Annotated in this window: 11 protein-coding genes; 4 read left to right on the forward strand and 7 right to left on the reverse strand. The window is 55.5% G+C overall.

All coding sequences use genetic code 11. From position 1 onward, the window contains the following. Window positions 1-57: 57 nt before the first annotated feature. Window positions 58-1,200 carry an iron-containing alcohol dehydrogenase gene (locus tag ACE3MN_RS23995; RefSeq protein WP_102649951.1) on the forward strand — a complete coding sequence of 381 codons (1,143 nt, stop codon included), beginning with the start codon at window positions 58-60 and terminating at the stop codon, window positions 1,198-1,200. 327 nt (window positions 1,201-1,527) lie between these two features. Then, a complete protein-coding gene (locus ACE3MN_RS24000) occupies window positions 1,528-2,736 on the forward strand; it encodes an aldose 1-epimerase family protein (protein ID WP_102649952.1) in 1,209 nt (402 codons plus the stop codon). Between the two features lie 387 nt (window positions 2,737-3,123). Here ACE3MN_RS24000 and ACE3MN_RS24005 read toward each other — a convergent pair whose 3' ends face one another. Together ACE3MN_RS24005 and mpl are read right to left on the reverse strand one after the other, a co-directional pair. Further along, window positions 3,124-3,669, reverse strand: a complete 546-nt coding sequence (locus ACE3MN_RS24005) for a GNAT family N-acetyltransferase (protein ID WP_004871030.1) — start codon at window positions 3,667-3,669, stop codon at window positions 3,124-3,126. 64 nt (window positions 3,670-3,733) lie between these two features. Beyond that, on the reverse strand, window positions 3,734-5,107 hold the full coding sequence (mpl, locus tag ACE3MN_RS24010; protein ID WP_004871032.1) for a UDP-N-acetylmuramate:L-alanyl-gamma-D-glutamyl-meso-diaminopimelate ligase: 1,374 nt from the start codon (window positions 5,105-5,107) through the stop codon (window positions 3,734-3,736). 175 nt (window positions 5,108-5,282) lie between these two features. On the opposite strand from mpl, the gene fbp reads away from it, so the two are divergent. Next, window positions 5,283-6,281 (forward strand): class 1 fructose-bisphosphatase, encoded by a 999-nt coding sequence (gene fbp / locus ACE3MN_RS24015; protein ID WP_004098053.1) that lies wholly within the window; start codon window positions 5,283-5,285, stop codon window positions 6,279-6,281. Window positions 6,282-6,325: 44 nt separating this feature from the next. On the opposite strand, the gene yjfF is transcribed toward fbp, so the two are convergent. From yjfF to ytfQ, 4 genes are all read right to left on the reverse strand, one after another. Continuing rightward, window positions 6,326-7,312 carry a galactofuranose ABC transporter, permease protein YjfF gene (gene yjfF / locus ACE3MN_RS24020; protein ID WP_102649953.1) on the reverse strand — a complete coding sequence of 329 codons (987 nt, stop codon included), beginning with the start codon at window positions 7,310-7,312 and terminating at the stop codon, window positions 6,326-6,328. After that, the gene (ytfT, locus tag ACE3MN_RS24025) at window positions 7,299-8,324 is read right to left on the reverse strand and encodes a galactofuranose ABC transporter, ATP-binding protein YtfT (protein WP_049087211.1); all 1,026 of its coding nucleotides are present in this window, start codon (window positions 8,322-8,324) and stop codon (window positions 7,299-7,301) included. The genes yjfF and ytfT overlap by 14 nt, the downstream gene beginning before the upstream one ends. A gap of 10 nt (window positions 8,325-8,334) precedes the next feature. After that, a complete protein-coding gene (gene ytfR / locus ACE3MN_RS24030) occupies window positions 8,335-9,837 on the reverse strand; it encodes a galactofuranose ABC transporter, ATP-binding protein YtfR (RefSeq protein WP_004871040.1) in 1,503 nt (500 codons plus the stop codon). Window positions 9,838-10,017: 180 nt separating this feature from the next. Further along, a complete protein-coding gene (ytfQ, locus tag ACE3MN_RS24035; protein ID WP_102649954.1) occupies window positions 10,018-10,974 on the reverse strand; it encodes a galactofuranose ABC transporter, galactofuranose-binding protein YtfQ in 957 nt (318 codons plus the stop codon). A 403-nt stretch (window positions 10,975-11,377) separates the two neighbouring features. On the opposite strand from ytfQ, the gene ppa reads away from it, so the two are divergent. Further along, window positions 11,378-11,905 (forward strand): inorganic diphosphatase, encoded by a 528-nt coding sequence (ppa, locus tag ACE3MN_RS24040; protein WP_004098041.1) that lies wholly within the window; start codon window positions 11,378-11,380, stop codon window positions 11,903-11,905. A 156-nt stretch (window positions 11,906-12,061) separates the two neighbouring features. On the opposite strand, the gene ACE3MN_RS24045 is transcribed toward ppa, so the two are convergent. Continuing rightward, window positions 12,062-12,406, reverse strand: coding sequence for a gamma-glutamylcyclotransferase (locus tag ACE3MN_RS24045; RefSeq protein WP_004871046.1), 345 nt, complete (start codon window positions 12,404-12,406; stop codon window positions 12,062-12,064). Window positions 12,407-12,408 lie beyond the last annotated feature (2 nt).

Raw genomic sequence — 12,408 nt, forward strand, 5'->3', positions numbered from 1 at the left:
GAATCGAAAATGACGAATGCACACTAAAAAAATCCTTAATATTAAATGGAGTTTCCTATGACCCAGGCCTTCTCAATTCCTCGTAGTATTATTTACGGCGAAAACGCTTTAGAACACCTTTCCACGCTGAGCGGTAAAAAAGCCGCATTAGTCACCGGCGGAAGTTCAATGAAGCGTTTTGGCTTTCTGGATAAAGCCGTTAGTGAACTTAATAAAGCGGGGATGGAATGCATTATTATCGATAATGTCGAACCCAACCCATCCATTAAAACCGTCTGGCGCGGCGCAAAAGAGATGCAGGCCTTTGAACCAGACTGGATAGTGGCGATTGGCGGCGGCTCTGCGCTTGATGCCGCCAAAGTCATGTGGTGTTTTTACGAGCATCCGCAGCTGAAGTTCGAAGATATTCTCCCGGTCGGCTCCATGCCAGCGCTGCGCAATAAAGCCCGGTTTGTAGCGATTCCTTCCACCAGCGGCAGCGCCTCTGAAATCACCGCGTTCTCGGTGATCACCGATACGGCAAATCATATTAAGCACCCGATTGTTGCCGCCGATCTGGTGCCGGATATTGCTATTCTCGACCCCACAATTCCGGCAAAAATGCCGCCGCACGTCACCGTTCACACCGGTATGGACGTTCTGACCCACGCGATTGAAGCCTATGTGTCCACCGCGGCCAACTCGTTTACCGATCCCTATGCGGTAGAAGCGATTCGGCTGGTGTTTAAGTATCTGGAAACCGCCTGGCGCTCGCCTGATGATATAAACGCCCGCATGCATATGCACAACGCCTCTGCGCTGGCGGGAATCGCCTTCACTAATGCTTCGCTGGGATTAGTCCACGCGATGGCGCATAAAATTGGCGGCGAGTTTGGTATTACCCACGGGCTGGCGAACGCGATTATGTTGCCTTATATCATTCGATATAACGCGAAGTTCACCAAAAAATATCGCCAGCTGGAAGCGGATTTAGGCATCAATAACCTGAGTGATGCGATCAACGCGCTGAATCAACGTCTGGGCGTGCCGAAAACGCTAAGCCAGTGCGATGAAGTTGAAATCAATGAAGTGACCTTTGTGAATGTTCTCGACAGAATGAGCCGCCATGCCGTCGACGATCCCTGCACCTTAACTAACCCTAACTATCCGTCCGTTCAGGATGTCAAAGGGCTCTATACCCAGGCATTCTACGGCGCTTAATCGCCTCCCCGCTGCGTTTTTCTTAAACGGTAAAGCAGAGTCAACCAGGGCCGCATAGGTAATTAAAACCCGGCGGCCTTATCGGTTCCACAGACGTCATCATAGCCGTGGCCAACAATAGCTGAATCGTTAAAGCTTATTTCGCTTTAAATCACATATTTTTAGCAAACATTTTTATAATTGCCTAAAAAACGCGATTTAAATCTCATTTAAAAATATAAAAACGGCCATTTTCTCACCAGGTGAGACACTTCACATTTTCATAATCCACTTGCAACTAAATTCCCTCCATCAGCGACACAATCGATTCAGCAAAAGGAATAAAAAATGAAAAAAACATTAGCTTTAACCGTAATCGCTATGCTTGTTTCTGGGCCAGTAGTAGCAAAAACGTGGGTGCTGACAAGCGCTGAAAGCGGCATGGATAAAGGAAACTGGCAGATAACCAGCGATCAGCTGAAGATTAAAGATCATAATTTCAGCATTGAGCAAAAAGTCCTTCACGGCGGTAAACAAGAAGGCAGCAAAATCCTCGTCATCCACAGCAAAGACGGCCTGACAATTACCCTGAGCCCGACCCGCGGCATGAACCTGCTGAAAATCGAAGGGTTTGGTTCGCGAATGGGCTGGGACTCGCCGGTTAAAGAGGTAGTCAACCCGGCATTCATAAACCTCGAAAGCCGTAACGGGCTGGGCTGGCTGGAAGGGTTCAATGAGATGATGGTGCGCTGCGGCTATGAATGGACCGGCCACCCGGTAACCGCAGACGGTCAGATTTATACTCTGCACGGCAAAGTTGGCAACACGCCGGCCTCACAGGTGGAAGTGGAAGTCGCGGACGCCGCGCCGTATGAAATTCGCGTTCGCGGACTGGTGAAGGAGAGCACGTTTAAGAAAGCGGATCTGCAGACCATGACCGAGCTGCGCTATGTACCCGGCAGCAACAGCTTCAGCCTGCACGATGTCTTAACCAACCATGCCGACTATCCGCATGACTATCAAATTATCTATCACAGCAACTTTGGCAAGCCGATCCTCGAAGAGGGGGCCCGCTTCCTGGCGCCGATTTCAAGCATCAGTCCGTTCAATGACTACGCCAAGGCCGGCTTAAAAACCTGGCAAACCTACGCCGGTCCAACCAAAGGTTTCGATGAAATGGTGTTTAATATGCAGCCGCTGGCGGATGAAAATCATCAAACCCTGACCGCCGTGGTCAACAAAGCCGGCGATAAAGGGGCATCGATTCAGTTTGATACCCGCCAGTTGCCGGTGCTGACGCTGTGGAAAAACACCGATACCGAGAAACAGGGCTACGTAACCGGTATTGAGCCGGGCACCAGCTACGCCTATCCGGTGACCATTGAGCGCGAGCAAAAACGCGTTAAGCAGCTTCAGCCAGGGGCAAGCACCCAGTTTGATCTGACCTATACGCTGCTGCACAGCAGCGAGCAGGTTGCCGACGTGGAGAAGAAAATCGCGGCCATTCAGGGCGATACCAAAGTCGCGGAAAACGAAACGCCTATCGCGAAGGAGTAGCGCTGTTTCCCGCAGGCGTTGCCGCGCACCTGTCCGGGCTACCGAACCGCAAACGGCAGTAACTCGTAGCCCCGGTAAGGCCACCGGGGAATAGTTCAGAAGCCACGGTGGATATACTTTCCCGCAGGCAGCGCTGCACGCCTGTCCGGGCTACCGGACCGCAGACGGCAGTAAACCCGTAGCCCCGGTAAGGCCACCGGGGAATAGTTCAGAAGCCACGGTGGATATACTTTCCCGGAGGCGTTGCCGCGCACCTGTCCGGGCTACCGAACCGCAAACGGCAGTAACTCGTAGCCCCGGTAAGGCGTCAGCCGCCACCGGGGAATGGTTCAGAGGCCACGTTGGATATACTTTCCCGCAGGCGGCGCTTGAAGCGCCTTATCCGGGCTACAAAACCTTGACCGCACCAGCCCGATCCATGACCACCAAACGCAAATCCTGCGCAAAGCGCTGGTACTGCGCTTCATTAATCGGCTGCGGGTAGCTCAACACGATCAATTCATGATCGGCGATCCCCTGATGATAGCTCGGGTGGCGATGGGCCCAGGGATTCGCGCAAAAACCCATGGTGTCATAAAAGCGCAGGCGCTTATGGGCGATCTCGCTGGTCAGCGGATCGATTTCCAGAATGGTCAGCGGCGCGCGCTGAAGTATTTCAGCTAACAACCGCTTGCCGTAGCCGCGCGATCGTAACCTGTCGTCAACGGCCAGATGCTCAATATAGACATAGTCGGTAAACCGCCAGCAGCCGCTCAGGCCAATAAACAGGCCATCATCGAACCAGGCTTCCAGTTCATAATGCGGATTATCAAGCGCCTGCTGTTTAGCCTCGGCTTCACGCTGTTCATGCCACGGGAAGGCCCTGCCGTACAGCGCGTCAAGCGCGGGAAAATGCGCGGAATCGGTAGAGGTCACTCTTTGTGAAATCAACATGAACCATCCTGGTCACAAAACCCCTCCGCCCTCGCGCGGAGGGCGGATAAACGAGGAGCATAGCCTACTCGGCCGCCTCGGCTTTTTTCGCCAGCTTATCGAGCAGCTTCTGATGAATGCCGCCAAATCCGCCGTTGCTCATCACCAGAATGTGGTCGCCCGGATGGGCAGTTTTAACAATCATCTCCACCAGCGCATCGACATCGGCGCTCCAGTGCGCGGGCTGAACGCAGGCGTCAGCCACTTCAGCGACCTGCCACGGAATATGCTGCGGCTGCAGCAGGAAGACTTCGTCCGCGCGGCCAAGGGACGGCGCCAGGTCGTCTTTGCAGATACCCATTTTCATGGTGTTGGAACGAGGTTCAAGCACGGCAAGAATACGCGCGGTACCGCCAACCTTGCCGCGTAGCGCCTGCAGGGTCGCCAGAATCGCCGTCGGGTGGTGGGCAAAATCGTCGTACACGGTCACGCCGTTGGCTTCGCCGCGCAGCTCCAGACGCCGGCGGGCGTTAATAAAGCTGCCCAGCGCGTTAGCCGCATCGGCAGGCTGCACGCCGACATGACGGGCGGCGGCAATGGCCATCAAACCGTTATGCATATTATGTTCGCCAACCAGCGCCCACTTCACCTCGCCGACTTTCTCGCCGTCCAGCCACACTTCCCATGAGGAAGCATCTGTGGTGAGCTTTTTCGCCTGCCAGTGGCCCTGTTCGCCGACCAGCTCCTGCTCGCTCCAGCAGCCCATCGCCATCGTCTGTTTCAGATTGATGTCGTTCTCCGGCAGGATAATCTTGCCTTTGCCCGGCACAATGCGCACCAGATGATGGAACTGTTTCTGGATCGCTTTCAGATCGTCAAAGATGTCCGCGTGGTCAAACTCAAGGTTATTGAGAATCAACGTGCGCGGGCAGTAGTGAACAAACTTGGAGCGTTTATCGAAGAAAGCGCAGTCGTATTCATCGGCCTCAATCACGAAGAACGGGCTGTCGCCAAGGCGCGCGGAAACATCGAAGTTGCCCGGAACGCCGCCGATAACAAAGCCCGGCTTGTAGCCGCAGGCTTCGAGGATCCAGGTCGCCATGCCGGCTGTGGTGGTTTTCCCGTGCGTTCCGGCAACCGCCAGCACCCAGCGATCGCGCAGCACGAAATCGTGCAGCCATTGCGGTCCGGACATGTAAGGGATATTATTTTCCAGCACCGCTTCCACGCACGGGTTTCCGCGCGTCATCGCGTTACCGATAATTACCAGATCCGGCTGCGGATCCAGCTGGCTGGCATCATATCCTTGAATTAACTCAATTCCCTGATTTTCCAGCAGGGTACTCATTGGCGGATAGACGTTCGCATCCGACCCCGTTACCTCATGACCGAGGGAACGCGCCAGCATCGCCAGCCCCCCCATAAACGTGCCACAGATTCCTAAAATATGAATGCGCATTCGTCACTTCCTTCTCTTATCTGAAGCACAGTTTACCGGGATGTTGGGGGTGAAAGAAATGCATTTAAGGCGAATCCGTATTTTGCTGGCGCGATTCACCTGTGCGAACTTTTTTTATTCTTTGTTAAGATTGTTATGTTCGTTTTACTTCACATAAACATGCAGGGAACGGGTTATGAAAACGTTAGGTGAATTTATTGTCGAAAAGCAGCACGAGTTCTCTCACGCAACCGGCGAGCTTACTGCTTTGTTGTCGGCGATAAAGTTAGGCGCCAAGATCATCCACCGCGATATCAACAAGGCCGGTCTGGTCGATATCCTGGGTGCCAGCGGTGCTGAAAACGTTCAGGGCGAGGTGCAGCAAAAACTCGACCTGTTTGCCAATGAAAAGTTGAAAGCCGCACTGCGAGCACGCGATATTGTTGCCGGGATCGCCTCTGAAGAAGAAGATGAAATCGTCGTCTTTGAAGGATGTGAACACGCCAAATACGTGGTGCTGATGGACCCGCTGGATGGATCTTCTAACATCGACGTTAACGTCTCCGTTGGAACGATTTTCTCTATCTATCGCCGCGTCACGCCGGTGGGAACCCCCGTTACTGAAGAAGATTTCCTGCAACCGGGCAACCGACAGGTCGCCGCGGGCTATGTGGTTTACGGCTCCTCGACGATGCTGGTTTATACCACCGGCTGCGGCGTCCACGCCTTTACCTACGACCCGTCCCTTGGCGTCTTCTGCCTGTGCCAGGAGCGCATGCGCTTCCCGGAAAAGGGCAACACCTACTCGATTAACGAAGGTAACTACATCAAGTTCCCGATGGGTGTGAAGAAGTACATCAAGCATTGCCAGGAAGAAGATAAAGAGACCCAGCGCCCGTACACCTCGCGCTACATCGGCTCTCTGGTGGCGGATTTCCACCGCAACCTGCTAAAAGGCGGCATCTATCTCTACCCGAGCACCGCCAGCCACCCGGACGGTAAACTGCGCCTGCTGTACGAATGCAACCCGATGGCGTTCCTCGCGGAACAGGCGGGCGGTAAAGCCAGCGATGGTAAAGAGCGTATTCTGGATATCATTCCGGAAAGCCTGCACCAGCGCCGCTCTTTCTTCGTCGGCAACAACCATATGGTTGAAGACGTCGAGAACTTTATTAAAGAGTTCCCGGACGCGTAACGCGCCTCTTCCCCTCCCGCCGTACGGGAGGGGAAATTCTCCAATCAGTGTCCCACCCTTGTGACCGGCGAGCTCTGCCGATTCTCCCACAGCACCGTCAGGCCGCGCTGCAGCGCAATAAAGATAAACAGCAGAATACCGATGGCGATCTTGGTCCACCATGAACTGAGCGTACCGTCGAAGTTGATATAGGTTTGAATCAGCCCCTGAATCCCTACGCCAAACAGCGTGCCGAGCACCGTCCCTACCCCACCGCTTAACAGCGTGCCGCCGATAACCACTGAAGCAATCGCGTCCAGCTCAACGCCGACGCCCGCCAGCGCATAGCCCGCCTGGGTATAGATGGAGAAGACGATCCCCGCCAGCGTCGCCAGTCCGGTGGAGAGCATATAGATACGGATCGTCGTGCTCCGCGTGGAGATCCCCATCAGGTTCGCCGACGTCGCGTTGCCGCCGATGGCGTAAACCTGATTGCCAAAGCGGGTGCGGTGGGCCATAAAAATTCCGCCGATCACCACCAGCAGCATCAGCAGCCCCATCGCGCTCAGACGCCCGCCCCCGGGGATGGACCATGCCAGTCCGGAAAGGGCGTCATAGACCGGATGATTAATGGGAATCGACTCTTCCGAGACCAGGTAGCTGACGCCGCGCAGGAAAAACATCCCGGCGAGGGTGATGATAAACGCCGGGATCTTCAGCGCATCAATAAGCAGGCCCATAAACGCGCCAAAGGCGCAGCCCATCACCAGCACCAGCGGAAACGCCACCAGCGGCGAAATCCCCCAGAAACCGATCGCTTTAGCGAGAAAGACCCCGGTAAAAGCGATCACCGACCCGACCGACAGATCGATCCCGCCGGAGAGGATCACGAAGGTCATACCGACGGCGATGATCCCGAGAAAGGCATTGTCGGTCAGGATATTGCAGATCACCCGCGTCGAGGCAAATCCGGGAAACTGGGTCAGGCAGTAAAGGTATCCCAGTACGAAGACCGCGAGGGTAATCATTAACGGTAAATTACGTTTTATCATGGCCGCGCATCCCCTTCAGTATGCTGATAAAGCGCGGCGACTGGACGATCAGTACGCACAGCACCACCACCGCTTTGACTACCTGATTAAGCTCCGGCGGGAAGCCTGACAGCAGGATCCCGGTATTCATGCCCTGGATAATCAGCGCCCCGATGACCGAGAGCAGCAGGTTAAAGCGCCCGCCCATCAGCGAGCCGCCGCCGATAACCACCGCCAGGATGGCGTCCAGCTCCAGCCACAGCCCGGCGTTATTGGCATCCGCGCCGCGAATATCCGCCGCAACGATAATCCCGGCGATTGCCGCGCAAACGCCGCTGAGTACGTAGGCCAACATCACGACGACGCGGGTATTTACCCCGGCGTTTTTCGCCGCGCGAATGTTAATCCCCACCGCTTCGATAAACATTCCCAGCGCGGTTTTGCGGGTAAACAGCCAGAACAGCGCCAGCGTGACGATGGCGATAATCACCGGCGTCGGGAACAGCAGCAGCGACCCGCTACCCAGCCACGCCAGATGCGGTGAGTCAAAGGTCACGATCTGCCCGGAGGTGATCAGCTGCGCCACTCCGCGCCCGGCGACCATCAGGATCAGCGTGGCGACGAACGGCTGGATCTTCAGCACCGCCACCAGGATGCCGTTCCACAGACCGGCCAGCGCGCCGGCCCCCAGCGATGCCAGCAGCACAATCGGCAGGCTGTGCCCTGCCACGGTCATCGACGCTGCCGTTGCGCCGGCAATCGCCATCACCGCCCCGACGGAGAGGTCAATCCCGCCGGTGGCGATAACCAGCGTCATGCCAATCGCCAGCAGCGCCACCGGGGCGGCGCGGTTTAAAATGTCTATCGGGCTGCCGAACAGCCGCCCGTCCTGGAGCACGACCTGATAAAAATGCGGCGCGACCAGGCTGTCAACCACCAGCACCAGCAGCAGCGCAATAATTTGCGGCATCCCTTTTGGCCAGTTAAAGCGCCGTTTCGGCTGGCCGCTTTTCGGAACAGATTGAGGCATCATCGGTTACTCCTTATGCCGCAATAGCGTTCATGATCGCCGGTACGGAGAGCTCGCTCAGCGCCAGCTCCGCCACCTGCTGGCGATCGCGCATGATAATCACCCGATCGGCGTAACCCACCAGCTCTTCCAGCTCTGAAGAGATGACCAGCAGCGCCAGGCCATCGGCGCACAGGGTTTCGATCAGGCGGATGATTTCGGCGTGGGCGCCAACGTCAATACCGCGGGTCGGTTCATCGAGGATCAGGAACTGCGGCTTCGTCAGCAGCCAGCGGGAGAGCAGCACCTTCTGCTGATTACCGCCGGAGAGAAATTCGATCGGCTGTTCAGCGCTGGGGGTACGAATACCGAGTTGACGAATAAAACGTTCGGCAATCTCATTTTGTTCGCGGCGACTAATCGGCCGCAGCCAGCCGCGCTGCGCCTGTAGCGCGAGAACGATATTTTCCCGCACCGAGGCGGCGGCGATTATGCCGTCGGTTTTACGATCTTCCGGACAGAAGCCGATCCCGAGGCACGATGCCTGATGCGGCGAGCGCAGGGTTTGCGGCTTGCCTTTGATCCACGCTTTGCCGCTGTCGGCGGGTTTAATGCCGAAAATGACTTCCGCGGTTTCCGTGCGTCCTGAGCCTAACAGTCCTGCCAGACCGACGATTTCACCGGGACGGACCTGCAGATTAAACGGTGCAATAGTGCCTTTTTTGCCAAAATCTTCGAAGGCGGCCACCGGCTTATCGCTCAGCAGGGTGCGGCCCGCGCGCTGCAGGGCGTTATGCTCCAGCTCGCGGCCCAGCATCATTTTCACCAGTTCAATTTGCGGCAGCTCGCGGGTTTCCCGGCAGCCGACAAAACCGCCGTTACGCAGAACGGTGATGCGGTCGCTGACGGCGTAAACCTGGTCGAGGAAGTGGGTGACGAAAATCAGGCTGACGCCGCTATCGCGCAGTTGGCGCATCAGGGTGAAGAGCATTTCCACCTCCTGGGTATCCAGGCTGGCGGTCGGTTCATCAAGAATTAACACTTTTGCTGACAGGTCAATTGCCCGGCAGATCGCGACAATCTGCTGCATGGCGACCGAAAAGCGGTTCAGCGGTTCACGGACATCGAGAGAAAAACCGTAGGACGCCATCAGCGCGGTGGCGCGTTTTTCCATCTCTTTGCGCTGCAGGAGGCCAAAGCGCCGGGGCTCGCGGCCAATAAACAGATTATCCGCCACCGACATGTTAGGCAGCAGGTTCACTTCCTGATAGACGGTGCCGATCCCCAACTGCTGGGCGTGGGCGGTATTTTTTGGCGAGATTTCCCGGCCTTCCAGCCAGATTGCCCCGCGGTCGGCGTGGTAGACGCCGGTAAGCGCTTTAATCAGGGTGGATTTACCCGCGCCGTTTTCGCCTAACAGAGCCATGATTTCGCCCCGGCGCAGGCTGAAATTAACGTTATCCAGCGCCTTCACGCCGGGGAAAAATTTGCTTAGCCCTTCAGTACGAAGGATTTCCTGATGTTGTTCGCCGTTCATGCTCTCCCCTCACCTTAACCCTCTCCCCGGCAGGGAGAGGGAGCTCAGCCGCGCTTTAGCGACCGGGAAAATCCCGGAGGCGGCGCTGCGCGCCTGTCCGGGCTACTCAATCCGCAGACGGCGATGAACCTGTCGCCCGGAGCGCATAGCGCCACCGGGAGCGTGCCTGTTTTTCGCTACTTAGTAGCCCATATTTTTCTTCTTCTCTAACTCTTCTTTCGCCGTATCCGGCAGATAAAGGGTCGATTTGGTGATGGTGACTTTTTCAGGCAGGGTGCCGTCTTTTTTGTATTTCTCCAGCGCATCGAACGCCGGGCCGGCCATATTCGGCGTCAGCTCAACGCTGGCGTTAGCCTCGCCGGCCATCATCGCTTTATAGATATCCGGCACCCCGTCGATAGAGCCGGTGAGGATATCTTTGCCCGGCTTCAGTCCGGCCTCTTTAATCGCCTGAATGGCGCCAATCACCATGTCGTCGTTATGGGCGTAAACCATGCAGATGTTCTTGCCGTTGTTCTCCGCTTTGATAAAGCTCTCCATCACTTCTTTACCCTTACTGCGGGTAAAGTCGCCGGACTGGGAGCGGATAATTTTGATATTGGAGGCTTTAGAAATGGCTTCAGCGAAGCCTTTCTTGCGGTCAATCGCCACGCTGGCCCCCACGGTGCCCTGCAGTTCAACAACGTTACACGGCTTGCCGTCGACGGTTTTCACCAGCCACTCACCGATCAGCTGGCCTTCCAGCACGTTGTTCGCGGTAACGGTGGTCATATAGAGATCTTTGTCTTTGACATCAATTGAGCGGTCGAGCAGGAATACCGGGATTTTGGCTTCTTTCGCTTCCTTCAGTACCGGCTCCCAGCCGGTCGCCACTACCGGAGCGATGAAGATGGCATCGACGCCCTGAGCGATGAAGGAGCGTACGGCTTTAATCTGGTTTTCCTGTTTTTGTTGGGCGTCGGCAATCTTCAGAGTGATGCCGCGCTTCGCGGCCTCTTTCTTCGCGACGTTGGTTTCGGCCGCACGCCAGCCGGATTCAGAACCGACCTGCGAAAAACCTACGGTAAGAGGGGCAGCCATGACCATAGACGACATAGCTGCGGAAACTGCTGTGACAAGAAGTAAGCGCTTCCACATAAGAGGATCCTCGTAGGGTTATTGTTGGTTAAAGCCTCACCGGCGAACAAACTATAGACAATCGGAGATGTAACTGAATGCGTTACATCACACTTCAAAAAAGTTAATTAGATGTTAATCGATACGCTTTTCAGCAGCGGAGAGCCGGTGAGGCTTCGCGACCCGCGCGAGCTTCGCCGTTTATGACGAAATTTTTCACGCTTTGAGATATCAAGCATATGCAATGAAAACGGTTACATAAATTTATTCAGTATGCGGCTATGTTTATGGATTTTCAGGCTGTATAGCGGGGAAAAATTCAGACTCCCCCCACCCGTTCTGGAGAAAAAGAAGCGAAGACATTCGATGCGAGTTGGCTATAATACCGGGCACTTGTTTGCCATACATTTTAAAGGAAACAGACATGAGCTTACTCAACGTACCTGCGGGCAAAGATCTGCCGGAAGACATCTACGTCGTGATCGAGATCCCGGCGAACGCAGATCCTATTAAATACGAAGTCGACAAAGAGAGCGGTGCACTGTTCGTTGACCGTTTCATGTCCACGGCGATGTTCTATCCGTGCAACTACGGCTACATCAACCACACTCTCTCCCTGGACGGTGACCCGGTTGACGTTCTGGTCCCGACGCCGTACCCGCTGGAGCCAGGTTCAGTCATCCGCTGCCGTCCGGTCGGCGTACTGAAAATGACCGACGAATCCGGTGAAGATGCGAAGCTGGTTGCGGTACCGCACACCAAGCTGAGCAAAGAGTACGATCACATCAAAGATGTGAACGACCTGCCGGAACTGCTGAAAGCGCAGATCACCCACTTCTTCGAGCACTATAAAGACCTCGAAGCGGGCAAATGGGTTAAGGTTGACGGCTGGGACAACGCCGAAGCGGCGAAAGCTGAAATCGTGGCTTCCTTCGAGCGCGCTAAGAAGTAATTCTGCCGCACTCAGGTTAGCGAAAACACCGCCTCCGGGCGGTGTTTTTATTTGGGATATTGAGCCATTTCCCGGTTAGCAACTAACGCGCCTTGGCGGGGCGACAAAAGTTACCCCCGCAAAAAACAACGCCACCCGAAGGTGGCGTTATCGTTATTAATACTGGTCTTTGTCCAACCAGTTGCCGCTTTCTATCCGCGTGAAGCCCTCAACGGGGCGCTGATAGACATACATCCAGGCGCTACCGTAGGGCGTCTGGATCAGGTGACGAGCATACTCGCCGCCTTTGGTACGCAGCGCATCCAATTCAGCCAGCGTCGATGCGTCAATACGATAGACTTCACCATGTACCGTGCCATCGCCGGGCACCGCGCCTGGATAGTGGCCCAGGCTGTACAGTTGATAATCATTGACACTATGATCGCCCAGCCACTGAGCGTTGGTCATCCAGTGGCTGTTGCCTTGTTTGCGTCGTAAACTGCCGTAAACAAATATTCGCATTG

Origin of the sequence: Klebsiella grimontii (assembly GCF_042137965.1) — a bacterium.
GTDB lineage: Bacteria > Pseudomonadota > Gammaproteobacteria > Enterobacterales > Enterobacteriaceae > Klebsiella > Klebsiella grimontii.